The organism is Chloracidobacterium thermophilum B (genome assembly GCF_000226295.1).
GTDB classification, from domain to species: domain Bacteria; phylum Acidobacteriota; class Blastocatellia; order Chloracidobacteriales; family Chloracidobacteriaceae; genus Chloracidobacterium; species Chloracidobacterium thermophilum.
Genome location: NC_016024.1, coordinates 2,275,172 through 2,297,340 on the forward strand (window position 1 = coordinate 2,275,172; position 22,169 = coordinate 2,297,340).

A 22,169-nucleotide genomic window follows, 5' to 3' on the forward strand; every position below is an offset into this window, starting at 1 on the left:
CGCGCCCGGCGCATCGGGGCAGGCGACTCCAAAGAGGCCAGCCAGTGCCCGGGCGCGCATCACATGGCCCGGAAGATGAACGTTCAGCGCGCCGTCACTTTTTCCAGCGCCTCGGCATAACGCTTGGCGTGGGCTGCTTCAACTCGTCCAAAGGCTTTGAACTGTTTGGCAGCCCGCTGAAGCATAGCCTTGAACCGCTCGGCATGCTCACGGGATTCAGCCCCCTGCTCGATGAATTCCGCCACGGCGGCAGACTCCCCTTCCTGCCGCGCTTCTTCGGCAAAGGTCGGGTACATCTGCTCGGTTTCGTACATTTCGCCTTCATAGGCGATTTGAAGCAGCTTTTCGACGGTCATTTCGGACTCTGGATACATCAGTTGCAGGTGGGCAAAGGCGTGCCCGGTTTCTTCGTCAGCCGTACGCTCGAACAACTGGGCGACTTCCTCGTTGCCCAGCTTGCGGGCAAGCTGGCCGAAGTAGAGGTAGCGGCGGTTGGCCATGGCTTCACCGGCAAAGGCCGCCTGGAGGTTCTGCTGGGTTTTGGTCTGTGGTTGGTTCATGGTGTGGTCTCCTTCATAGACAAGATTCTGATTTAGATTTCATCTAAATCAGTGGGTAAAAAAATTTCAGGCCCCGGCCGCCTGGCCCGACTGGGCACAGTCCGCACACAGGCCACGCAAGGTCAGGTCGAAGCCCTCGATGACGTGCCGCCCCGGTAACGTGCACTGTGGCCACGGCCCGACCAACTCTGACTCAACATCCTCAACCCGTCCGCACTGACGGCAGACAAAGTGATGATGTGGCTCAAGGTTGGGATCGAAACGCATCACGCCCCCTTCGTGGATTTCCATCAGATGCCCGTTTTCCCGAAGCCAGTTGAGCGTGTTATAGACCGTTGCCCGCGACGCCATGGGAAACCTGGCGTTGACGGCAGCCAGCACCTCTTCGGCCGTCGGATGGTGGGTACACTGCTGCAAATACTCGACGATGGCCAGGCGCTGCGGCGTCAGCTTGAGGCCACGGGTGCGAATCAGGGCAATTACTTCTTGGGCCGTGAGTCGTTTCATAACACTGGCTAGACTAAGTCCAAAAAAGGAATTTGTCAATACCCTTTTCACCGGCCCAGCGACCCGCCAGATTGCCGCTCGCTACGGTACCGCTCTATCTCACGTGGCGACACATTCACGACTTCCGCCTGGGACGGAGTGATACCGGCCAGGATGTCAAGCGTCATCGGAACCGGCTGCGCCTGCCCTTCGGCCTCAAAGCGCAGCGGCAACCACCCAAGCCAGGTGCGCCGGTAGCGGACATAGAGCATGACCCGCTGATTGGGGGGGTCCAGCCGGACACGTACACTTTCCACCTCCAGCTTCCGGGCGGCAAGCCGGGCTGCCGTCTGCTCGCGCAAGGTGGCCAGAGGCTGCTGCCGATCCCGGGCCAGCGCCGCCAGTTCTGCCCCCAGGCGGAAGTTTGCCTGGCGATAGAGAAGATAGGTCGCCAGGGCGTAGGTCAGGACCACCAAACCAGCCAGCAGCATGGTCATTTTCATCCACGGCCAGGCTGCGCCCCGCCGGATGGCCCACACCGGTTGCGACTCAAACGTGGGACTGGAGGAACGCACTGGCTTCGGGGCGGCTTTCAGAGCAACGCCCTTTGACGCACGGGCCAGGGCAGCAGCCGCCGCGGCTGCACTTTCCATAGCGGGGAGTGACGGCTCGGGTGCCCGGTCAACCGTTCCGGCAACCGGCGCAGCCGCTTCGGGCCGGGCTGAAACCGCCTCCGGTGGCGGCGGCACGGAAACTACGGACGGCGGCGATGCCGGGACAGAAAGTGCTGGAGCCGAAAGCTTTTCCGTGGATGAACGCGCCTCAGCCGCCCGAATGGACTCAGAGCTATCGGCAGGTTTCCCGACGTTATGCACCGGCAACGGCATCACTGACGCAGGAGGCAAGTCTTCGGATGGGAGTCTCCCTCCCCGCTGGAGCAGCACTGGCGGCGCAACAGCCGCAGCCTGGCGAAGCTGGGCGCGAAAATCCAGGGCCGGATTCGACGCCGGTTCATCCGTATGCAGACGTGGCGTGGGAGCAGGCACCAGCGCCGGATCAGACAGCGGGGCCACTTCCGGCGTCGAGGCCGAGGACAGCGCAGCCTCGAACTCAAGAGCAAAGTCGAGCGCCGTCGCATGCCGGGCTGCCGGATTTTTGCTCAAGGCACGCATGACGCAGAGTTCGACGGCTTCCGGTAAATCCGGGCGCAGGTCACGGAGCGGACGCGGCGCGGCAGTCACCTGCTGCATCATAACGGTGGTTGTGACCTTGCCCGGAAAGGGCACATTGCCGGTCAACAGTTCGTAGACCAGTGTCCCCAGGCTGTAGATGTCAGAGCGGGCATCGAGCGGTTTGCCCTCACACTGCTCCGGCGACATGTAGTGGGGCGTGCCCATAACACTGCCGGTTTCGGTCGTGAAATCCGTGCCGACGGTGACGGCATCCATGAGTTTGGCAATCCCGAAGTCGAGCACCCGCGGGATTTCCTCGCCATCCACAACCTCAATCATCACGTTGTCCGGCTTGAGGTCACGGTGAATGATGCCCTTGCGGTGGGCGGCATGGACGGCCGAGCAAATCGGTTTCAACCAGCCGACGAGCTTTTCCGGTGCCACCGTTCCCTGCGCATTGAGAATGCGACGCAGGCTCCTGCCCTCAATGAAATCCATAACGAGGTAGGCCACGCCGTCCGGCGTAAGGCCGAAGTCCGTTACGGAAACAATGTTGAAGTGCTTGAGGCGTCCGGCCATGGCGGCCTCGCGGCGGAAGCGGGCCAGCGCATCGTCATCCGAAACCAAGTCCAGGGACAGCACCTTGACGGCAACCGTACGGTGGATGAGCAGGTGACGCGCCCGATAGACCGTACCGGACCCGCCGCGGCCGATCCGCTGCTCGATGCGGTATTTGCCATCCAGTGTCCGCCCCAGAAAGGGGTCGTTCTGGGAGGCTTCACGCGGGGCAGGGTCTGAAGTCACATCCAATGGCAGGCGCATTGTCAAGCCGGCCAGCAAAGCCGGTGGCACGGCCGACGCGCCGTGGGGAACAGAAGCGTCGCGCATGGCGAATCCTCAGAAGATGGGTCGGGAAGAAGTCAACCTGGCTGAAACGAACGCCACGTCCGGGAAGGCGGTGAAACTTTCTCAGAAAAGGATTCCCAAACCTTGAGGAACCATAGGTTATACGCCCACAACCGCAAGTTCAACCCGGAATCCAGCCCCCTATTGGAGCCACAGTTTGAACAACCAACTGACGAGCACCCCCGCCACCACGACCAGCACCGTCAACAGCGGTGGAAACCAGGTCTCCACCCGGTTCACCCAGTTTCCCTTTCCCAGCAGATACAGCAGGGAACGCAGCCACCACCAGCCAAACAGGGCAAACACCACCGGCGAGAGCGGATGAAAACGCAGGGCGCGCTGCCACTCCCCCTTGGCCAGCGCGCAGAAGGCGCGGGTCATACCGCAGGTCGGACAGTCCATTCCGGTGGTGGACTTCAGCGTGCAGAGCACCACCGTCGGCACATCTGGCGGGCGATACCAGAAGCTGACCAGAAAGACAAGCGTCGTAAAGACGAATCCCGACAGATATGCCATGATGGCAATTTGGTCAGAAGCCTTGGATGTATCAGGTGTGGGACGCATGTCCGAAAGCCATCAGATACGGGATGCCGGAATGCCACTTTCTCCCGGATTGGAAACCTCGTCAGCCACTTCGTCAACCCTGACGCCGGGGCTGGCGCAACGTACCGCCTGCCTTGTCATTGCCTTGGTGGTCACGATTGGCTACGCCAACAGCCTCAACTGCGGGTTTGCGCAGGATGATGTGTACGTCGTCACCGTCAACCGCGCCATTCGTGATTTGCCGCACATCTACCGCGCATTTGCCCAGCCCTACTGGGGAACGGGTTATGAAGAACTGGCCACCTACCGGCCGGTGGTCAACATCAGCCTGGCGCTCAACTACGCCGTTCACGGATTTCACCCCCTTGGTTATCACTTCGTCAACCTGGTGCTCCACGCCTTCAACTGTTGCCTGCTGTATGGTCTGGTTTACGCCTACACCCGCTGGAGCCAGCTCGCCCTGTTTACGGCGCTGCTGTTTGCCGCCCATCCGGTGCACGTCGAAGCCGTCACACAGGTGGTGGGGCGCACCGAGTTGCTGGCGGCCGGATTTGGTTTTCTAAGCTGGCATGCCTACCTGCGCATCGGCGAAGGACGGCACTGGCGCTGGCTGGCCTGGGCCGCCTTTGCCGGTGGGATGTACGCCAAGGAAAGCGCCCTGACCCTCATCGGCGTCATCGGCTTGGCCGAACTGTGCGCCGGACGCCTGCGCACCCGGCAGGAGTGGCAACGCGCGGCACTCGATGCCACAGGGTATCTGGTTGTCGCGGCGAGCTACATCCTCATCCGCCGCCTCGTCAACGGGCAGTTCGGCGTCCACGGCGACCAGACCTTCTTTCACGGCGATCCGTGGCACACCCGCTTTCTGACCATGGCGCAGGGCATGGTGGAATACTTCCGCCTGCTGGTGTTTCCCTACAGGCTCTGTGCTTTCTACGACTTCAGCTTCTTCCCGAAAGTTTCGACGCTCACCCCCCGCGTGGCGGCGTCACTGCTGTTGGTGGCAGCGGTCATCGGGGTTGGTCTCCGGGCCTGGCGGCGGCAACCGCTCGTTGCATTTGCCATCCTGATGTTTTTTGTCTCGGTGTCGCTGGTCTCCAACATCGTTGTCCCAACGGGTCTCCTTATTGCCGAACGGGTGCTCTATGTGCCATCGGTTTCCATCTGTCTTCTCGGTGGGCTTGGATTGGCAACGCTCTACCAGCAGTCACGGGGTGGACGCTACGCGGCCGTCGGGCTTTGCGTCATCATTCTGGGACTGATGTCCTGGCGAACCATCACCCGCAACCCCGACTGGACAGACAATGAAGCCTACGGTCGGGCGCTGGTACGGGATGCCCCCGGCAACCCCAAAGGCTGGCTGGCTATGGCCAATGTCCATGAAGAGGCTGGTGACCTGGCGGCGGCGGAAGCGGCGCTTCAGCACGCCATTGCGATTGTTGCTCACCGTGCGGCCCCGCGTACGGCCCTGGGACAGTTCTACCTGCGCCAGGGACGGCTGGCAGAAGCCGAGGCATTGTTCCGGGCGGCTATCGCCAGTAATCCCCTTGGCTGGAAAGCCTACTATGCCCTCGCCAACCTGCTGGCCCGACAGGGGCGCACGGCAGAAGCCCTCCAGTGGTACGAAGCCGGGAAACGGCAGTATGTGCCTTCCGCCGAGGTTCTGGCCGGAACGGCCGCCAGTTTCTACCGGGGCGGTCAGTACCCGGAAGCCTGCCGTATTTACGAAGACGCCCTGCGCCGTGATCCTCTTCTGGCAGAAGCCTGGGCCGGATACGGCCTAACCCGGCTCCGCCTCCATCAACTGGATGAAGCGCGGATGGCACTGGAGCAGGCCGTTGCTCTTGATCCCAGCCTGGCCGATGCCTGGATGAACCTGGGCAGTGTCTGTGGTGCACAGGGTGATTACCATGCTGCCCGGCGGGCCTTTGCTGAAGCCCTGAAACTGGACTCGGCCTCAGCAGAAGCCTATGCCAATCTTCGGTTGGCAACCAGCTTGGCCTTTTCTCAGTAGGCCGGACGGTGCACAATCGGGAACACCCGCACGGTCAGGCTTGGGGGGTGACTTGCATCGTCCAGACCCGCAGCACAACGTCATCTACACAGAAGCCAGAGCGCTGAACGTAAACCACCCTGGCAGTTGATGAGCGATGACCACTTCAAACAATCTGGCTCAGAGCACATCTGCGACAAACCTTGAACTGGCACGGCAGGCCTTTCAGCAGGGCAAGTATGAGGAAGCCCTGATGCAAATCTATGCTGCGCTGTGGAGTGGCGTTCACGATCCAAACATCCACTTGCTTTTGTGGGATGTTCTCGAAGCCCAACGGCTGGAACGCAGTCGGGTCAAACTGCTGCGCAAAGCCATCGAGGAAGTGGCGTTCTCACGCAAGCCCAAAGCTCCTCTGCCGGTCATCGAACCCGATCCCGATCCGAACGGGAAGCGGCGGGCGCCGCGTTTTCCGGTCTCGCATCCGGTGATCCTCGTTGCGAATGATCCCCGGCGCAAGCTCTGGGCTGAGCTGGCCGTGGTCGAAGTCACAAGTCTGGTCGGTGCGCAACTGCGTGTGGCTACAGAGTTTTTGGTGGGCGAACACATTCACCTGTTTGGCACCCGGGGCGACGCCCAGGAGTCCATTGAGGCTGTCATCCGCAACCTTCGCCCTGATGATGAGGAAGAAGGGCGTTTTCTCGCCGGCGTTGAATTCCTGACGCCCGCCGGCCACTGGCTGCTTCCCAACCAGAACCAGGCTGAAACCGCAGATGCTTCCTGAAAACTGAATTCCCTGTTCCACAGCAACCACAGCCGGTCAACCATTTCCGTCCATCACCGTTGGGCCCGGCGGCCAGCACGCAGGAGTGGATGAGCGGTGTAGCTCGTCGAAAAGTTGTTCCCCAACTGAAAATGGCGCTTGATGGTGGCCGCCGGGTCGAAGTACCACTCACCGAGTGGGCGGTGTCGCTCGTTGCGGTCAAACCATCCCCACGGGGGACGCGCCATGTTGCGGCCGCCGTTGATCCCCAGGAACGCCGAACCCAGCACGCCCAACCAGACTGCCCGGCGCTTCCCGGCCACGGTGATATGGCGTGTGCCGTAGTTGAACTGCTCGCCGTAGGTTTCGTTGCGTCCCGCCTGCGCGCGTGCCCACAGGGTGGTCTCCAGCGGCACGAGGGCATAGCCCAGGCGGCGCGGCGGTTCGCCATCACCGGGCACATCCGCCTGTCCCGTGTACTCATAGCGCACGACGCCTTTGACTGCGGCGCGAAGCTGGCGCTGGCTGCCCCGGTATGCCTCGATGCCATGCCCGCGCGGCTCGATAAACAGCAAGGGCCGCTGCCCTTCAAGTCGGATTGAATTTGCGGACTGCCCGGTACCGGGGGTGTAACGGAGAAACTTGTTGTGCGCCAGCGACTCCACAAAGACGACCCGCTCCCTGCCCTGTCCGGTCCGGGACTTGGCCACAACAACAAGACACCCTTCGAGGTCGTTTTCGTGGGCCAGCACCAGATCATCCACCGCGCCGGTGGGGTCGTACTTCCGCCCGTAGCGCGCCCCCAGACGCAGGAGATCACTCATCACCACGCCCCGGCGGTTGCCCCCCTTCCAGTCGCGGGGATGAAAGACGGCATAGTGGATGAAATAGTGGGTCGCCGTTTCGCAAACCGAAAAATAGACCCACGCGGCCAGCGGAAAGCGCAGGTCGTCAGCATTTTGCCAGTTGTTGTCGCCGCGCCAGTCACCATCGAAATCAAAGTTGGTGATGTAGTCAAAACGCGGCGTCTGCCCCAGCCCCTGGTAGAAAATCGGCGCATAGCGGGCAGCCAACGCCAGGTCGGCGTCAAAGCCCGGCGACTGGGCGTAGCCAAGAACAGACGACGCAGCCAACAGAACCCAAGTCAACCAGCAGAAGTCAACCAGCAGACCAGCCAGCCTGTTGCCCACCGAAGCCAACCTTGTGCACTGCGGGTTGGCATGAAACATCAGGCACTGGGCGTTGACGAGGCCGTACCGCCGGCTTTGTGCTGGTTCAGTACGGTTGTGATCCGATGCCAGAGGCGGGATTTGTACCGGGCCGCCGTGTTGCGGTGAATGATGCCTTTCTGCACCGACTTATCAATGACTGAAATGGCATCCAGATAGACTTTCTGAAGCCCCGTCGCCGTCTTCCGGTTGACGCCCGAAAGTTTCTTCGGTTCGACCAGCGCCAAGTCCTCAGCCGTTGGTTTTCTCAGGGCAGCGCGAAGCTTTTTGATAAAGGTGCGCAAGCGGCTGCGGTTGCGGCGATTGATGGCGTTGCGCCGCTCGGTCTGACGGACCCGTTTGATGGCAGAAGCCTTGTTCGGCATGTGGCTTGATTCGTCTCCTTCGTAAAACGCTGGCTCAAAGCAAGTCGCTTAGGATAAGGATTCAGCCTCTTTCCGTCAACGTTCACCGCATGACGGGCTGGCAAAAATTTTCCCTGACGGAAACGCCCACGGCGCTGACGCTTGCCAGGTGCATCGGCAGGCCGGTATGGTTGCTCCCACGATTCAAACAATAATTTTCCTTGATTGGATGCGCCATGACCGAGCCGCACACCCCACTAACCGACACACCTTCCTGGATGGACCGGCTCAACTGGGTCGGAGCGACGGCCTCACTCATCTGTGCCGTTCACTGCCTGGCCATGCCGCTGCTCGTCGGTGTACTCCCGATTCTGGGGCTGAGCCTGCTCACGTCCCCATGGCTTGAATGGTCTCTGATTGGCTTTACGGGCGCAATTGGTCTGCTCACGCTGCTGCCCAGCTACCATCGGAAACATCGCCGGTTACAGCCACTGGCCCTGTTCCTGCTGGGCTTCGGACTCATCCTTGGTACAAAGTTCCTGCTCGATGAAGGCTCCTCGCTGGAAACCTCCGGCATGGTCACGGGAGCGCTCTTCGTGGCCAGCGCCAATCTGACCAATCACCGCCTTACACACACCTGCACTGTCTGTCGGCACTGACGGGCCACACCAGCAACAGTCACAGAGCACTCACTTCCCGGAAGGCAGGGCTTCCAACGTGTCGCTCCGGCTGGGAAACCGTGACAACTCGGCCTTGAACTCGCCGATCTCATTGCCGCCCGTGATCCGTACGGCATAGCGATAGGCATCATCCGTAATCCACAGTCGGATTCTGCGTTCATCGGAGGGCTTCCCGTTGGCGTCGAGTGGGCGCAGCGCAAGCTGTACGACCGGGACAGTCTGCCCAGCAACCTCCAGGGTCTCACGTCCAAGGCGCTCAATCTCGACCGTCACAAGGGTGCCGTTGCGTTCGTTCAGAGCCGACAACCTGATGGTCGTTGGCCCCTCGAAATCGAGGTTGCGCGTCGTCCAGAGCAAACCGGCCAGGTCATAGGTGTCGCCACTCAGCTTGATCAAACGGCCGCCGTTGACCTGCGCCGTTCGTCCCGACTGGTCAAAAACCGTCACCGTCCGCTCAACCCGCCCTCCTTCCTTGAGGTCAGCTTCGGCGCGGTAGGGCAGCCGCGTAACCGGATCGAGATAGGTTACAAAGCGGTCGTCGAGATCAAACAACGTTGCCTTGACAAACCCGATGGTTTCAGCGCGCACAAGCAGCCGCAACCCCTCCCGCCCGTGGAACATCCCCTGCTCCACGACTTCCGTCGAGAAACGCGCCACTGGGGCATCGCGCAGGCCCAGGCTGGGCACTGTGACCCGCACGCCGTACACGAGTTTTTCCCCAACGACGAATTTGTGGCGGGCCACTGGCAGTGCCACAACACGCCCGTTGGCAGCCGAGGATTCCCCTGGCCCGACGACCCGTGGCCGCTGCTGGGCCGCAGCCGACACGCCCGCAACCCATGACCAGCCAACCAGCAGCAGGATACCTATCCGCATCCCACACCGAATCCTGCGACAGCCTGGCCGTTCACTCTGTTCATCAATCTTCGTTCTCATGTCGGCAAGTCACCTTTCCTGTAGGACGAAGCCCTCTTTTTGGAACACACCCGATGTGCGGCATCGGATGCCGCCCCCGGGCCGGATGTTGGTTAGGGTACGGCGCGATGAAAGCCCAGGTTTGTATTCTGGTTCGCAAATACTACAGCAAGCAGGTGTCACCCCAGCCTGTATTTATCCCCGCGAGCCATTCTTATGCTTCAGTTCAGGCTTCGACGTGGTCATTGGCGGAAACTGTCTTTCCTGGCCTGCCTGACCGTTCTTTTTGCACTGACGACAACTCACTCCCAAGGACAATATGTCCCCGTGCGCGCCATGGACAGCGTGCCTTTCGTTCCTGACCAGGATCAGTCCGGTGGAGCAGCCAACCCAGCCGCTCAGGGAACCGGAGGGCCGCTCCAATCCGCAGACCAAACCAAAGATGTTGCGAGCAAGGACCGCACCGGCGTCAATTTTGCTTCTGGCAAGGGTACGGTTTCCGAAGATGACTACCATCCCCTCACCGGAAAAGAGCGGTGGGAGTATTACTTCCGGGCAACTTACTGGAGTCCGGCGGCGGTGTTCGGGGCGGCCGGCCCCGCGCTGGGCGCACAGATTGGCAACTCTCCGCCAGAATGGGGCGGCGGCATCAAAGGCTACAGCCGGCGGCTGGCTTCGGAGTTTGGCAACAACATCATCACCAACAGCATCCAGTCGGGCCTGGCGGCACTCATCAAACATGAGCCACGCTATGTTCGGAGCGCCAAGAAGGGTTTCCTGCGACGAACCGGGCACGCCCTGGCCTTTGTTTTCGTCACCTACAACGACGAGGGCAAGGTCCGGCCCGCCGTCGCCAACCTGGTCGCCGACTACGGCGGCGCGTTTGCACAAATCGCATGGTACCCAAGTCGTTACACGGTACGTGGGGACGGCGTGCGGTTTGGCAACCTGGCGCTCGGCTTCAACTTCATTGCCAATCTCATCAATGAGTTCACGCCGGACATCAAACGGGTTTTCAAGCGCAAGTAGGCTGCGCCACGTGCACGCAGATCACGGCTGACGCCTTCCGGTTTCCAACTGGACTATGGCTCATGGACAGTACTTTGAAACCTCCCATGTCTCGCCGCGACAGTTGGACGTCCTGTGGGCCAACGGCTGGCGTCACTTCGGGACGTACTTTTACCGCTACTGGATCAATCTGACGGACGAGGGCGTACGGCACGTCCTCCCCCTGCGGATCAGACTGTCCGACTTTGCCCTTTCTGAGAGCCAACGCCGTATCCGCCGCCGCAACCGGGACCTGCGGGTGGTCATTCAACCCACGGTCATTGATACAGCGACGCTTGTGCTTTTCGAGCGCCACAAACAGCGTTTCACGCACAACATCCCGGACTCCATCTACTCCTTCCTGTCGCAGGAGCCGGCGTCAGTGCCCTGCCGCAACGAGGAAATTGCGGTCTATGACGGAGAACGGCTCGTTGCCAAAAGCTTCCTGGACTTGGGCAAAGAGTCCACCTCCAGCGTCTATGGCATCTTCGACCCGGATTACGCCAAACGCAGCCTGGGCATTTTGACGATGCTGCTCGAAATTGCCTACTCGCAGGCGCGCGGAGACAAGTTTTATTACCCCGGCTACGCCTACCACGAACCTTCCCACTACGACTACAAAAAGCGGTTCGTGGCGCTCGAATGGTTTGACTGGCAGGGCAACTGGCATCCCCTTCCCAACGGCCACCGTGGGTAGTGTGGACAATCGTTCACACTACAGCGCCTCTTTGCGGACAGCCGGCCACACCAAACCACTCACCGAACCGGCGCGAACAGCCAATCAGCTCACGTAACATCTTTTGTTTTCAGACACTTGAACATTCTGCCGCCCCTGCCCGGCGCGTGGCACGGAAACTGCCGCTTTGTTTCGGGTTGACATCATCCCTTTGGTTTCATCCTGTGACGACCTGAGCTTTCGTTTCCATGACCTACCAAACGACGCTGCGCCGCGCGGTCTCCCTTCGCGGCATTGGACTTCATACGGGACAGGAAGTTGAACTCACCCTGTGTCCGGCCCCGGCAGACACCGGTTATGTTTTCCGCCGCACGGATTTGAACGGTTTTGAAGTGGCAGCCGTACCTCACCATGTCACGCACGTCAGCTATGCCACGACGTTGATGCGCGCCGGTGTGATGGTGTCAACCGTTGAGCATGTCCTTTCAGCGCTCTACGGTTGCGGCATAGACAACGCCATTCTCGATGTCACGAACTGCGAAGTGCCCATTCTGGACGGAAGCGCGCGCCCCTTCGTCGAGGCCATTGCTGAAGCTGGAATCCTCACGCTGGAAAGTCCCCGGCAGGTTTTACAGGTCGAGCAACGCATCGAAGTGGTCGAAGGAAACCGCCGGTTGGCCATCGAGCCGGATGACAGTTTCTTCATCGAAAGCACAATTGACTTCGACCATCCGTGCATCGGGCGTCAGTCGTTTGCCTGCGAAGTGACTCCGGCAACGTACCGGCAGGAGATTGCTCCGGCGCGCACCTTTGGCTTTCTCGCCGAAGCCGAGACGCTGCGCCGGCACGGGCTGGTGCGCGGGGCAACGCTCGAAAATGCCATCGTCCTCGATGCCGATTCGATCCTCAGCCCGGAGCCGCTGCGCTTCCCGGATGAATTTGCGCGTCACAAGGTGCTGGACATCATTGGTGACTTCGCCCTGCTGGGGTTGTCCCTGCGGGGACGCATCATCGCCGAACGCTCCGGGCACGGCCTGCATTCGGCGCTCATCGGGCGCCTGCTCCGCGAAGCCCGGGCCTGGACAGTCAACGGACTGCCCCACGGGAACGGGCGGCCCCCTGCAACTACAGCTTCGGCGGGGGCAGCGGCAGGGTCAGGAGCAACTGCTGCGCTTGCCGCTCCCGGATGATTTCCACCGTCACCGGCGCTTCCCGCTGCTGACTCAGGGACTGAAGAATCACCGCCGAGAGGTCGTGGCTGCGCCGAACCGGTTGCCCATCTACCCGGACAATCACATCGCCCGAACGCAGCCCGGCCGCGGCGGCCGGGCTGTCGGACAAAACATGCGTCACCAGCAGACCGCCCGCCACACCAAAGAACTGCGCCAGTTGGGTGGTCAGGTCGGATGTCACCAACCCGATGGCCAGGTGTTCGGCGGCGGGGACTCTGGGCGTCGGCATATCTTCCGGTGAGCCAAGTGTGACCTCGCACACCCGCGGCTGACCGTCGCGCTCCACCAACAGCGTGAGCGTCTCTCCGGCAGCGTGGCTGACAACGATTTCATTGAGTTCACGCCGGGACTCCAGCGGTTGGTCATTGGCGGACAGGATGACATCGCCTGGCACCAGGCCGGCTTCCTCAGCCGGACTTCCTGGTACCACGGCCGTGACCACCACCCCCTGGGTGGTAGAAGCCCCGAAACGCGCACGTTCTTCGGCCGGGAACGTCGCCAGGGTTTTCCCTTCAATGCCGAGCCAGCCGTGAGGGACACTCTTCCCGGCGGAAATGATGCGGTGCATCACCCGCTTGATGTCCGCAACGGGTAGCATGCGCAGTTGCTTGCCTTTTGGTTGCACAATCGCCACCAGCCGGTTCTGGCTGTCCACGGCGACGCCGCAGTTGGCTTCAACCGGCGGGGCCAGCGATGGGTCCACGGCCCAATCCGTCACCACCTCATCCCACACCAGGCGCGAAGTGGTCTCCTCCGCCCGGCCGGGTGTCACGTGCGCAGCGGGCGGCTGAAACATGGGCAGCATGATGCGTACGGTGACGGGTTTGGCCGAAGCGCGCGCGTCCCGAACAGTCAGTTTGTGCCGCGGCGCAGCCAGAGCGTGCATGGTTGGCGGCGCGACCTGTAGCCCCGGAACCTGCAAAACACACAGCCCCGTTGCCCCGTCCCGGCCAATGAACCGGGCCTGAAACTCCTGACGGTCCTGGGTCTGAACCACAATGGTTGGATTGCCGGGGCCGGGTGGTACGTTGACAAGTTGGGTCAGCACATGCCCTTTGTCATCCACCACGATCCCTGTCGTGACATTTGTCAGCACGACATCCGAGGGCGCACATGTACCGTCGAGGGCAGCCGTGGAGACATCTTCGGCAGCGGCCGTCAGTTCTCCCATCGTCACGTGATGGTTGACGATGACGAGCCAGCGCCCCACACCAGCGGCATCTGATTTACGAAGGTCAGGCCTGCGTGGCGCCGAGGCCGCGTCACGCGGGCGCTCGGCAATCTGGGCGTAGCCACTCACACCCAACAGGAGCGCACCCGCCAAAACCTTCATGGTCAATGCGCGCGCGCTGTGCGACAGCATCATGGGTGTCACGTTAGAATATGGAGTCGTCAGATGACTCTCCCTCTGTGGATGGACGCCGGTCCACGATGGGCTGCGCGCCGTACACCACGGGGGGCAGGCGCAGGACCCGCTCACCAGAGCGTCCCCGCCACAAGACGACGACGCCATTGGCTTCCCGGGCCGGCAACGATGTCTGGCGCACGGCAGCCGGTGTCATGCGTCCGGGACGTGCAACGGCCACTGCGGCCCGGGCCGGAGCCGGCCGCGAGCCTGGAAGACTTCCATCAAGCTGACGACTCAACGCCGTTACCAGCGTCCGCTCCGGCAGGGTGGGAAGCACCAGTGCCGCTGCCACCGTGGGCGCAGGATGGAGCACCATCTGCAGGGACGAACGGACGGCGAGGGCGCTGGTGACAACCACTGCCAACGCCACGGCAGCCAGTACGGGCGTGGGTACCCAGGCCAAGAAAGGTTCCCGGAAACGATGGGCATCGCGCCCCAAACGCAGGCGAAGTTCCGCATCGAAGGTGGCGGGCGGCAGAACGCGCGGCTGCCCGGACAGTAGGGCCCGCAGGGACTGCATTTGGGCCGCATAGGCCCGGCAATCCGCACAGGCCATCAGATGGGCGGCTGACTCTGGCAGCAAGGCTTCCGGGTCATACTCGACGGCTTCCAGTTGACGACGAATCGTGGAGCAGCTCACCATAACGATCACTCCTGACACACCGCCCGGCAACGTCACAGGACAGCAACATCACAGGTAAGCGCGCAGCTTGTCGCGCAACAATCCACGGGCGCGGTTGATGCGCGATTTCACGGTTCCTTCCGAGATGTTCAGGATGCTGGCAATTTCGTCATAGCTGAGACCTTCAACGTCACGGAGCACCAGCGCCGCCCGGTATTTCTCCGGCAGCGTCTGAATGGCGCGCCCCACGGCCGCCCGGCGCTCACGTTCAATCAGGTCTTCATCCTGGAGGGGGCGCTCGTCAGGAATATCCAGTGGGGTTTCTTCCTCATCCTCGTGACGTGCCCAGGGGGTGAACAGCGAAACCAGTTTGCGGCGGCGACGCTGCCGTAGCTCGCTAATCGCCAGGTTCGTCGCAATCCGGTAGATGTAGGTCGAAAAATGAAACGTCGCCCGATAGCGCGCCGCGTTGGCATAGACGCGCAGGAAGGTTTCCTGCGCCAGTTCCACGGCGCGGTCGTAATCATCGAGCATGCGAAAGATGAAGTTCGTAATGGGCGTGCGGTAGCGCCGGACAATCTCCTGAAAGGCCTGTTCATCGCCGGCCTGGACGGCGGCAATGAGTTCGTGGTCGCTGGCCGCATCCACCGTCACGACACGGTGTATCTCGCCAGGTACGGGGTATGTCAGGGCGCTACTCATCAGATGCGACATCAACGCTCATTCCTCGCTCACAAAGTCAACATTCCACACAACCCGCAGTGACAGAGTTCGTTGGTGTTACACGCGCCAGGCAGCCCGAAGTTCCACGATCTCAAAACGTTCTGCCGAATCGTCGGCGGGCCGGCGCCACGGCGCGCGTGGATGCCGGCGCGTTTCATGGCTATAGCGTGTTCACACGGCGCGCACAAGTGTTACATTGGCAGACAGGTCTCCCCCGCGCCATCCTGAATCCGTCCGTATGTCGCTTCATCCGATGACTGAATTTCCACGTCTCCGTCCGCTCCAGCTTTTTGCCGACGAAACTGCCCAGGTCATCATTGCCTATGATCCTCAAGGCTTCACGGAACCCATCGGTCTTGACATCCGCCTGGCGCCGCTGCTCCTGCTGTGCGATGGACAGCATTCCCTGTCCGAACTGCCGGCGCTGCTTCTGCACCGTTTCGGACAGCGGTGGTCGGCCGATGACCTGGCGGACATCATCCGCCGTCTCGACGAGTGGTTGCTGCTGGACAGCCCACGTTTTGCCGCCCTGGCAGCGCGTCAGATGGCGGAGTTTCGCGCGGCAACGGTACGGCCGGCAGCACATGCCGGCGTCAGTTACCCGGATGAGCCAGAGGCGCTCCGCCAGCGCCTTGATGCCATTCTGGCGCACACGCCGGCCTGTCCGCTTGGGGCAGCCCGGCCTGAGCAGCTTGTGGGCGTTGTGGCCCCGCACATTGATTTGCGGGTCGGGGAGCGGGCTTATGCTCCGGCCTACCGGCTCATCGAACAACTTGCCGCCACCCTGCCGGACGGCGAACCGGTGACGTTCGTCGTACTGGGCACGTCGCACTACGGCGGCGACGGACTGTTCGTTGCCTCGCGCAAGGACTATGCCACGCCCCTGGGTGCAATGCCCTGTGACCGCGAATTCCTTGACCGGCTGGAGACCCGCCTGGGCGCTTCCATCAGCGCCGACGACACGCCCCATCGGCAGGAACATGCCATCGAGTTTCAGGCGGTGTTCCTGCGGCACATCTTTGACCGGCATCTGGAAGCCGGGCGGCCGGTACGCATGGTGCCCATCCTGTGCACTTCCCTGCACGAACTGTATGCCGCAGACGAGGCCTGCCGCGAGCGCACGCAGGCGGAGTACCGGGCATTTATCGAGGCGTTACAGGCGACGCTGGCTGAACAAACCCACCGGACGCTGTTGCTGGTTGGCGGCGATCTGGCGCATGTGGGCCCCAAGTTTGGCGACCGCTTCGATGCCCAGACCAGGGCGGCGGAGCTGGAGCGCGCCGACACGGAACTGCTCGACTACGTTGCCGCCGGCGACAGCGCAGCGGTACTTGACCACATTGCCCGCGACGAAGATGCGCGGCGGGTCTGCGGTTTTCCGCCGCTGATGGCTTACCTGGACGCGCTGGCGGCGTTTGGCCCTACAGACGGGCAGGTTCTGCACTATGAACAGTGGCAGGAACGCCCGACCCGTTCGGCCGTCACCTACGGCGCAGCCGCCGCCTGGCGTAGCATTTGATGGCGTGAAACATTGACCAGCAGGATGGCTAGTGCGCCAGTCGGATGCTTTACCCGTGGCGCTTTGGCATTACTTTCACCAGGCGGACGCACAGACTCTCTTTCTGCCCAGCCCTCACTCGCATTGCTCTTCCACGATCTCGGCATTGATTTGCCGGAGTGTCTCCTTGACTTTGTTTTCCCAAGTGGCTGGCTTGATGCCGCCAGATTCTGCACGCGCCTGAACAAGTATTTCCACTTCCAGCTCCGCTCCATCGTTGCGCAGTGGCAGGATCACCCCCCGGACAACATCCGAGAGCTTGTCCCAAGGCACCTTGACACGCAGTGTTACGCAGCGCCTTTCCAGTGTGCTTCGATCTGGCGGCGGCGTACCTCCACCCGGCCTGGTTGTATCGGTGCCGTCCGGTTTTTGTGGCTCATCAACCCGCTTAACCTGCAGGCCAGCTTGTGGGATGAATTCCTTTCGGATCAGAACCCACCCGGCTTCCACCGAAACATGTAGATCATCTCCAAAGTACACTTCATCGCCGCTCTTTACGGCGAAGACACGCTCGCGTACCCCTTGGATGATGGCCTGCTCGATCACCGCCGGACTTTGAACCATCGGCAACTGTGGGTAGCACAAAAAGGCCTCTCGGATGGCAGAAACCGGTTTTTCCGGTTCATCTTCCCGAAGTGCCTTCCTGAGAAGATTGTGCGGCGAGATGCGCTCCAGCAGAAGTTCCTGGCTTTTCAGATACGCGAGCGTGCGTTTGGATAGTGAGCCTTTCTCGCCAACCGTGGGTAAACCCAAATCGCTCCACTCCAGACCGCCTTCGCCGAGCTTTGCCAGATGCCGGTACGCCGAGTGCAGACTGAAAGGTATGTCACTTTCCAAAGTTCTCAACTTGCTCTCCAGCGTCCTTCGGTTGTCCTCCGACAGTTGGCGCATGAACGCTTTGTCATCGTGGATGGCGCGCAAAGCGAGAAGCCGCTTGACCTTCTGCCGCAGAGAAGAAAGCTCGCCCTCGTCAGAAGCCAGCACAAGGAGTGTGTTCTGATAGGTGCGAAAGGTTACACCGCACTTCTTCAACAGCTCATCCACAAAGGCATTGGTTGCGCGGCTCTGCTTTGGGTGTTCAGGCGGGAGGATCGCCAATTTCAGGTCTTTTGTGTCAGGCACGTCCTGCGCCCCTTTGGGCCAGAGCGTCACGCGCAGCTCAGTACCGGCGAGCTTTTCAAGCCGAGCGCGAATCTCTTCAGCCATGTGCTCATCCCCAACCGCCTCCTCTTTCTCCACAATGACGCGGTTGAGGTTGGGCTGACTGGAGAAAGAACAAATGCCCCCCTCCACGTGCAGATACCAGAGTTCCTCCTCAAGCCGGCGGAGCGCATCGCCGACCAGCGCCGGCGGGATGCCTTCGCGCAACACTGCCAGGCGCAAACGCTGAACGCCGAGGCCCTTCCTCTCACTTCCGCTAAAGGAGCCAAAAAAGATGGCGGTCGCCAATCCGCTGGCAATCCCGAAGCGGGTGTATTCGGAGCCTACCTCACGATCGATCTTCTGGGCTTTGGCATTGCCGCCGGCGATGTCTGCTGCGATAACGCCCTCGTACTCATTCCCAATGTGCTTGACCAGCTCCCGCCGCACCGTGGCATTGGCAAGGTTGAGGTGCGCCGGCTGAATGAGCGGCGCCGGGTGCTGGCGTTGGTAGAGGTCGGCCACCACCTCCGCCAGCAGCCGCAGCACGCCGCGCGTGCGTTGGAACGTGGAATATGTACTCCACCGCTCAAACAGAAGGTCAATCAGCTCCGGGTGGAACGGGTACGCCTTGCGCAGTTTGTCGCGATAGGAAGGCTCGCGCACTTCGCGTGGCACTTCATCGCCAAGCCGCTGATACATCTCCCAGTAGCCATTGGCGACCTTGCGCGCTTCGTCGGAAGGTTCGTGGGCCCACTCAAACAACCTGCAGCGGATGATCTCATACATTTCTTCGCCTTCGACCGGCGTGTAGATGGCTTCCACCCGCCCGAAGACCTGCTGTAACTGATGCAGCACCCGCTCCCCATCTTCGCCGTAAGGCGCACTGGAAGGAAGCGTGACCACCAGCGCACACCGGGGCAGCACCTTCACCGCTTCGGTCAGCTCCTGAAAAAAGGCCACAATCTGCTCCCGGAAATCTTTGGCTTTCACGACATACTCGGCCACTTCGTCCATCAGGAGCAGTGTGGGCTTGTCGGCAAGGACCTTGTGGAGCAGGTCCTTGCCCGGAGCGCGCTGCTTCCGGTCATGCTCGGCAAGCAGGGTGTAGTGGCCCAACTGTTCGGCAATCTCCCCCCACGGCGTCCGGCCCAGCGGGTCGGCCGCCGTGCCGGTAAAGGTCACCACCCGGACGGCAGGGACACTATCCAGTTGCGCCTTCTCCAGTACCTGCGAGACCGGCCCGGCGGGGCGGCCTGCCTGGGAATTGGTAAAGAGGTGATACAACGCAATCAGGCTGTGGGTCTTGCCGCCACCAAAGGGCGTCTGGATTTGAATGACCGCATTGCCGGCTTTCTGACCGGACAGGCGTGAGGCAATCACGGCGAGCAGGTTCACCAGGCCCTGCGTCGGATAGGTTTTGCGGAAGAAGGTCTCCGCATCGCCGTATTCCAGCGGGCCGCGGCCGGCAACAACATCGGAGAGATCGGCCGCAAAAACGGATTCGTCAAACTTGCCCGCCCGGATGTCCGGGTGCGGGACGGCGATTTCATGCCACGGCTTCATAGAACCTCCGCCAGGAAACCTGCGACTTTAGTCGCGGGAGGAATGGCGCTTGCGCGGTGCGCACCCTGTGGTGTGTAATACAGCCTATGGTTGACATCGCCAGCAACAGGAACTGCGTCTATCAAACCGCATACCATGTGGTTTGGTGTCCGAAGTATCGGCGAGATGTACTGACAGGGCCGGCGGCAGAGGAAATGGCGGTGATGCTGGATGCGATATGTGCAGAGCGTGGCTGGCCGGTGATCTCCAAAGAGATTCAGCCCGACCACATCCACCTGTTCGTCAGCATTCCGCCTGCCATGGCTGTGGCCGATGCCGTAAAAATCCTGAAAGGAACAACGGCGCGCAAGCTGTTTCAGCGGCATCCCCGGCTCAAGAGCCGACTGTGGGGCGGAAATCTCTGGTCGCCCTCCTACTATGTCGGCACAGCCGGCAACGTCAGCGCCGGGACGATCCAGCGCTGTATCGAACGATCCGAACACGTCACCAGGCGGCGATAACCCATGTTGCGCACGGCCTCGATTCGCCTGAATGTTGGCCCCGACCAGGCAGCGGCCCTGGCGGCGCTGCAAGCGGCTTATGCCGATGCCTGCAACCGCCTGGTGCCGACGGTGGTGGAGCATCGCTGCTGGAACCGCGTGGCCCTGCACCACCTGGCCTACGCCCGGCTGCGCAAGGAAACGCCGCTGGGCGCCCAAATGGTCTGCAACGCCATCTTTTCGGTCTGCAAAGCCTACAAAGCACAAAAGGAACTCGGCCGCATCAGGAAGGACGCCCCCGTACCCGCAGTGCACTTCAACCGCGCCAGCGTCCATTTCGACAAGCGAACCTACGCCATAAAGGGGGAGTGCCTGAGCCTTTACACCCTTTCTGGCCGCATCGCCGTCCCGATGGTGCTGGGCGAGCACCAGCGTCGCATCCTGGCGTCGGGCAAGGCCAAAGAGGCCGAGTTGGTTTGTCGCAAGGGGCGCTGGTACTTCAATCTCGTCGTCGAATCTGAAGATTCGGATCCAATCGCATCCGGCCGCGTCATGGGCGTGGATGTCGGAGAGAACCATCTCGCTGCCACCAGCACGGGCAAGGTATGGGGCGGCGGGCAACTGCGCCACAAGCGCAACGGCTACCTTGCTCTTCGTCGTCGTTTGCAGTCCAACGGCAGCCAAAGCGCCAAACAGAAGCTGCGGCAGGTCTCTGGCAAAGAGCGGCGACGCATTACCCACATCAACCACGAAACGAGCAAAGCGATCGTTGCCGAAGCGCTGCGCTTCGGGGCGTCCAAGATCGTGATGGAGGACCTCACCCACATCCGCGACCGCATCCAGGCCGGCAAGCGCATGAGGGCGAGACTGCACGGCTGGGCATTCCGGCAGCTTCAGAGCTTTGTCGAATACAAGGCCAAGGCGGCAGGGATCGCGGTCGAGTACGTCGATCCCGCCTACACCAGCCAGACGTGCTCTTGCTGTGGAGCGCTGGGACGGCGCATCAAGCATCGTTTTGTGTGCAACAAGTGTGGTCTCCGGGCGCACGCCGACGGCAACGCCAGTCGAAACCTTGCCCGGATTGGCAGTGGTGCCCCGCTGCCAAGGGCGGCCGTAAACACGCCTGATGTTGGGGATGTCAGCCATAATTGCTGCGTCTCACAATAAAGCCTTCGACTTTAGTCGAGGGTTGTTTACTGTTTTCCTTCCCGCGCGATGATTTCCTGGGTCAAGTTGACGGCTTTTTCAGCCAGTTCGAAGAGTGCGGAGGCTTTTGCCTGGTCAAAAAGCTCCCATGGCGTTCGCCAACGCGCTTCGTCGCCATAGTCGCTTTCAAAATGCACGTCGGGACCCAACACACTCGGCCACCTGCCGTACTCTGTCCCCTGTTGTCCAAGGGAAGCAACCCTCCTCCAGCGCCTTGAGTAACATTTCCCCAGGGTTGTGGGTACGACCAACAGGACCTATGAGCGCCAGCAGGGCTTTTGCAGCATTCTCGGCCGCAAGTTGACTGTTATCGGCACAGGAGCGCCAGCGTCCGAGCTGCAGGTCGTGGCGCGCTTCCTCCAGAAAGCCCTGGGCCAATTTCAGTCGGTACTGGACTTCGGGATTGCTCATGCTTCACCTATTTTTTCCCACGACATCATCCAACGGCCGCGAGGTGGAACCTTCCAACGCCAAAGGTCGCCTGCCGGAGTTCTTTCTCTGAAAAGCCCGGCCTCCTCGATCAATCGCTGCAAAGTAGCCAGGCGCTTTGCTGCATAGCCTTTGGGGTCGTCAAGGATTTGACCATCAACGGCAATGTCCAGATACAGGGAAGAAACGTGAGCCTCAAACTCTTGCGGCGTCCTGGCAAGGAAGGATACGCCAAGCCGGCACCGTATGGGGAGAAACTGCCTGAGAAAACGCCCTCGTTCCAGCGGGTCATCGGGCAACGCCTCGGCAATCACCAGCACGTCCCAGTCGCTGTCCTCCCGTGCCTCCCCGCGCGCCCGAGAGCCGAAGAGAACAACAGCCACCAGACGGTCTCCGAGCGCCGTCCGCAAGGCGGCCACTACCCGGTCAAGAAGCTCCTTCTTGTGATTTGCAGGCAATGTCATTCCCATCTGTCAAACCGGCCCCTGCGGGATG

At 61.4% G+C, this 22,169-nt stretch carries 23 protein-coding genes; 9 read left to right on the forward strand and 14 right to left on the reverse strand.

Going from position 1 to position 22,169, the window contains the following annotated elements; genetic code table 11:
• Window positions 1–83 precede the first annotated feature (83 nt).
• The 4 genes from CABTHER_RS09385 to CABTHER_RS09400 all read right to left on the reverse strand — a co-directional run bounded on the left by CABTHER_RS09385 (window position 84) and on the right by CABTHER_RS09400 (window position 3,688).
• Window positions 84–560 (reverse strand): rubrerythrin family protein, encoded by a 477-nt coding sequence (locus tag CABTHER_RS09385; protein ID WP_014100396.1) that lies wholly within the window; start codon window positions 558–560, stop codon window positions 84–86.
• Window positions 561–626: 66 nt separating this feature from the next.
• Window positions 627–1,067: a Fur family transcriptional regulator gene (locus CABTHER_RS09390; protein ID WP_014100397.1), complete on the reverse strand. Its 441-nt coding sequence runs from the start codon at window positions 1,065–1,067 to the stop codon at window positions 627–629.
• A gap of 47 nt (window positions 1,068–1,114) precedes the next feature.
• Window positions 1,115–3,106, reverse strand: coding sequence for a serine/threonine-protein kinase (locus CABTHER_RS15915; RefSeq protein ID WP_014100398.1), 1,992 nt, complete (start codon window positions 3,104–3,106; stop codon window positions 1,115–1,117).
• 159 nt (window positions 3,107–3,265) lie between these two features.
• Window positions 3,266–3,688, reverse strand: a complete 423-nt coding sequence (locus CABTHER_RS09400) for a DUF2752 domain-containing protein (protein WP_014100399.1) — start codon at window positions 3,686–3,688, stop codon at window positions 3,266–3,268.
• Between CABTHER_RS09400 and CABTHER_RS09405 the strand changes: the two genes are divergently transcribed.
• Window positions 3,687–5,681, forward strand: a complete 1,995-nt coding sequence (locus CABTHER_RS09405) for a tetratricopeptide repeat protein (RefSeq protein ID WP_014100400.1) — start codon at window positions 3,687–3,689, stop codon at window positions 5,679–5,681. The genes CABTHER_RS09400 and CABTHER_RS09405 overlap by 2 nt on opposite strands.
• Before the next feature lie 136 nt (window positions 5,682–5,817).
• Window positions 5,818–6,441 carry a PilZ domain-containing protein gene (locus CABTHER_RS09410; protein WP_014100401.1) on the forward strand — a complete coding sequence of 208 codons (624 nt, stop codon included), beginning with the start codon at window positions 5,818–5,820 and terminating at the stop codon, window positions 6,439–6,441.
• A 53-nt stretch (window positions 6,442–6,494) separates the two neighbouring features.
• On the opposite strand, the gene CABTHER_RS09415 is transcribed toward CABTHER_RS09410, so the two are convergent.
• Complete coding sequence (locus CABTHER_RS09415) at window positions 6,495–7,610, reverse strand: hypothetical protein (RefSeq protein ID WP_148264014.1); 1,116 nt, start codon at window positions 7,608–7,610, stop codon at window positions 6,495–6,497.
• A gap of 38 nt (window positions 7,611–7,648) precedes the next feature.
• Window positions 7,649–8,014 (reverse strand): 30S ribosomal protein S20, encoded by a 366-nt coding sequence (gene rpsT, locus CABTHER_RS09420; RefSeq protein WP_014100403.1) that lies wholly within the window; start codon window positions 8,012–8,014, stop codon window positions 7,649–7,651.
• A 215-nt stretch (window positions 8,015–8,229) separates the two neighbouring features.
• Between rpsT and CABTHER_RS09425 the strand changes: the two genes are divergently transcribed.
• Window positions 8,230–8,652, forward strand: a complete 423-nt coding sequence (locus tag CABTHER_RS09425) for a MerC domain-containing protein (protein ID WP_081464823.1) — start codon at window positions 8,230–8,232, stop codon at window positions 8,650–8,652.
• A 30-nt stretch (window positions 8,653–8,682) separates the two neighbouring features.
• Here the strand turns inward: CABTHER_RS09425 and CABTHER_RS09430 are convergent, their stop codons facing one another.
• Window positions 8,683–9,549, reverse strand: coding sequence for a DUF3108 domain-containing protein (locus CABTHER_RS09430; RefSeq protein ID WP_014100405.1), 867 nt, complete (start codon window positions 9,547–9,549; stop codon window positions 8,683–8,685).
• A gap of 366 nt (window positions 9,550–9,915) precedes the next feature.
• On the opposite strand from CABTHER_RS09430, the gene CABTHER_RS09435 reads away from it, so the two are divergent.
• The 3 genes from CABTHER_RS09435 to lpxC all read left to right on the forward strand — a co-directional run bounded on the left by CABTHER_RS09435 (window position 9,916) and on the right by lpxC (window position 12,501).
• Window positions 9,916–10,617, forward strand: coding sequence for a hypothetical protein (locus CABTHER_RS09435; RefSeq protein WP_148264015.1), 702 nt, complete (start codon window positions 9,916–9,918; stop codon window positions 10,615–10,617).
• A gap of 55 nt (window positions 10,618–10,672) precedes the next feature.
• A complete protein-coding gene (locus CABTHER_RS09440; protein WP_014100407.1) occupies window positions 10,673–11,332 on the forward strand; it encodes an arginine-tRNA-protein transferase in 660 nt (219 codons plus the stop codon).
• Between the two features lie 227 nt (window positions 11,333–11,559).
• Window positions 11,560–12,501, forward strand: a complete 942-nt coding sequence (gene lpxC, locus CABTHER_RS09445; RefSeq protein WP_014100408.1) for a UDP-3-O-acyl-N-acetylglucosamine deacetylase — start codon at window positions 11,560–11,562, stop codon at window positions 12,499–12,501.
• Here the strand turns inward: lpxC and CABTHER_RS09450 are convergent.
• From CABTHER_RS09450 to CABTHER_RS09460, 3 genes are read right to left on the reverse strand one after another with little or no spacing between them, the layout of a single operon-like run.
• Window positions 12,437–13,909 carry a PDZ domain-containing protein gene (locus CABTHER_RS09450; protein WP_014100409.1) on the reverse strand — a complete coding sequence of 491 codons (1,473 nt, stop codon included), beginning with the start codon at window positions 13,907–13,909 and terminating at the stop codon, window positions 12,437–12,439. The two genes, lpxC and CABTHER_RS09450, sit on opposite strands and share 65 nt — an antisense overlap.
• Before the next feature lie 10 nt (window positions 13,910–13,919).
• Window positions 13,920–14,594, reverse strand: a complete 675-nt coding sequence (locus CABTHER_RS17245) for an anti-sigma factor (RefSeq protein WP_014100410.1) — start codon at window positions 14,592–14,594, stop codon at window positions 13,920–13,922.
• Between the two features lie 48 nt (window positions 14,595–14,642).
• The gene (locus CABTHER_RS09460) at window positions 14,643–15,287 is read right to left on the reverse strand and encodes an RNA polymerase sigma factor (RefSeq protein WP_081464826.1); all 645 of its coding nucleotides are present in this window, start codon (window positions 15,285–15,287) and stop codon (window positions 14,643–14,645) included.
• Between the two features lie 262 nt (window positions 15,288–15,549).
• On the opposite strand from CABTHER_RS09460, the gene amrB reads away from it, so the two are divergent.
• Window positions 15,550–16,815 carry an AmmeMemoRadiSam system protein B gene (gene amrB, locus CABTHER_RS09465; protein WP_014100412.1) on the forward strand — a complete coding sequence of 422 codons (1,266 nt, stop codon included), beginning with the start codon at window positions 15,550–15,552 and terminating at the stop codon, window positions 16,813–16,815.
• A 114-nt stretch (window positions 16,816–16,929) separates the two neighbouring features.
• Here amrB and CABTHER_RS09470 read toward each other — a convergent pair whose 3' ends face one another.
• Window positions 16,930–19,560, reverse strand: a complete 2,631-nt coding sequence (locus tag CABTHER_RS09470) for an ATP-binding protein (protein WP_014100413.1) — start codon at window positions 19,558–19,560, stop codon at window positions 16,930–16,932.
• Between the two features lie 86 nt (window positions 19,561–19,646).
• Between CABTHER_RS09470 and tnpA the strand changes: the two genes are divergently transcribed.
• A complete protein-coding gene (tnpA, locus tag CABTHER_RS09475) occupies window positions 19,647–20,060 on the forward strand; it encodes an IS200/IS605 family transposase (protein ID WP_081464827.1) in 414 nt (137 codons plus the stop codon).
• 3 nt (window positions 20,061–20,063) lie between these two features.
• The gene (locus CABTHER_RS09480; RefSeq protein ID WP_014100415.1) at window positions 20,064–21,206 is read left to right on the forward strand and encodes an RNA-guided endonuclease InsQ/TnpB family protein; all 1,143 of its coding nucleotides are present in this window, start codon (window positions 20,064–20,066) and stop codon (window positions 21,204–21,206) included.
• Window positions 21,207–21,232: 26 nt separating this feature from the next.
• On the opposite strand, the gene CABTHER_RS17250 is transcribed toward CABTHER_RS09480, so the two are convergent.
• The 3 genes from CABTHER_RS17250 to CABTHER_RS09490 are packed head-to-tail and all read right to left on the reverse strand — an operon-like array spanning window position 21,233 to window position 22,138.
• Window positions 21,233–21,397 carry a hypothetical protein gene (locus CABTHER_RS17250; protein WP_187288368.1) on the reverse strand — a complete coding sequence of 55 codons (165 nt, stop codon included), beginning with the start codon at window positions 21,395–21,397 and terminating at the stop codon, window positions 21,233–21,235.
• Window positions 21,372–21,656 carry a HEPN domain-containing protein gene (locus CABTHER_RS09485; RefSeq protein ID WP_014100417.1) on the reverse strand — a complete coding sequence of 95 codons (285 nt, stop codon included), beginning with the start codon at window positions 21,654–21,656 and terminating at the stop codon, window positions 21,372–21,374. The genes CABTHER_RS17250 and CABTHER_RS09485 overlap by 26 nt, the downstream gene beginning before the upstream one ends.
• The gene (locus CABTHER_RS09490) at window positions 21,653–22,138 is read right to left on the reverse strand and encodes a nucleotidyltransferase domain-containing protein (RefSeq protein ID WP_049787494.1); all 486 of its coding nucleotides are present in this window, start codon (window positions 22,136–22,138) and stop codon (window positions 21,653–21,655) included. Before CABTHER_RS09490 ends, CABTHER_RS09485 begins: the two co-directional genes overlap by 4 nt.
• Window positions 22,139–22,169: the final 31 nt, after the last annotated feature.

Excerpts from the sequence above, each read along its gene's own strand:
- CABTHER_RS09385 (WP_014100396.1), bottom strand. The coding sequence starts at position 560 with ATGAACCAACCACAGACCAAAACCCAGCAGAACCTCCAGGCGGCCTTT.
- CABTHER_RS09390 (WP_014100397.1), bottom strand. The coding sequence starts at position 1,067 with ATGAAACGACTCACGGCCCAAGAAGTAATTGCCCTGATTCGCACCCGT.
- CABTHER_RS15915 (WP_014100398.1), bottom strand. The coding sequence starts at position 3,106 with ATGCGCGACGCTTCTGTTCCCCACGGCGCGTCGGCCGTGCCACCGGCT.
- CABTHER_RS09405 (WP_014100400.1), top strand. The coding sequence starts at position 3,687 with ATGTCCGAAAGCCATCAGATACGGGATGCCGGAATGCCACTTTCTCCC.
- CABTHER_RS09400 (WP_014100399.1), bottom strand. The coding sequence starts at position 3,688 with ATGCGTCCCACACCTGATACATCCAAGGCTTCTGACCAAATTGCCATC.
- CABTHER_RS09410 (WP_014100401.1), top strand. The coding sequence starts at position 5,818 with ATGACCACTTCAAACAATCTGGCTCAGAGCACATCTGCGACAAACCTT.
- rpsT (WP_014100403.1), bottom strand. The coding sequence starts at position 8,014 with ATGCCGAACAAGGCTTCTGCCATCAAACGGGTCCGTCAGACCGAGCGG.
- CABTHER_RS09425 (WP_081464823.1), top strand. The coding sequence starts at position 8,230 with ATGACCGAGCCGCACACCCCACTAACCGACACACCTTCCTGGATGGAC.
- CABTHER_RS09430 (WP_014100405.1), bottom strand. The coding sequence starts at position 9,549 with ATGCGGATAGGTATCCTGCTGCTGGTTGGCTGGTCATGGGTTGCGGGC.
- CABTHER_RS09440 (WP_014100407.1), top strand. The coding sequence starts at position 10,673 with ATGGCTCATGGACAGTACTTTGAAACCTCCCATGTCTCGCCGCGACAG.
- lpxC (WP_014100408.1), top strand. The coding sequence starts at position 11,560 with ATGACCTACCAAACGACGCTGCGCCGCGCGGTCTCCCTTCGCGGCATT.
- CABTHER_RS09450 (WP_014100409.1), bottom strand. The coding sequence starts at position 13,909 with ATGATGCTGTCGCACAGCGCGCGCGCATTGACCATGAAGGTTTTGGCG.
- CABTHER_RS17245 (WP_014100410.1), bottom strand. The coding sequence starts at position 14,594 with ATGGTGAGCTGCTCCACGATTCGTCGTCAACTGGAAGCCGTCGAGTAT.
- CABTHER_RS09460 (WP_081464826.1), bottom strand. The coding sequence starts at position 15,287 with ATGTCGCATCTGATGAGTAGCGCCCTGACATACCCCGTACCTGGCGAG.
- amrB (WP_014100412.1), top strand. The coding sequence starts at position 15,550 with ATGACTGAATTTCCACGTCTCCGTCCGCTCCAGCTTTTTGCCGACGAA.
- CABTHER_RS09470 (WP_014100413.1), bottom strand. The coding sequence starts at position 19,560 with ATGAAGCCGTGGCATGAAATCGCCGTCCCGCACCCGGACATCCGGGCG.
- tnpA (WP_081464827.1), top strand. The coding sequence starts at position 19,647 with ATGGTTGACATCGCCAGCAACAGGAACTGCGTCTATCAAACCGCATAC.
- CABTHER_RS09480 (WP_014100415.1), top strand. The coding sequence starts at position 20,064 with ATGTTGCGCACGGCCTCGATTCGCCTGAATGTTGGCCCCGACCAGGCA.
- CABTHER_RS09485 (WP_014100417.1), bottom strand. The coding sequence starts at position 21,656 with ATGAGCAATCCCGAAGTCCAGTACCGACTGAAATTGGCCCAGGGCTTT.
- CABTHER_RS09490 (WP_049787494.1), bottom strand. The coding sequence starts at position 22,138 with ATGACATTGCCTGCAAATCACAAGAAGGAGCTTCTTGACCGGGTAGTG.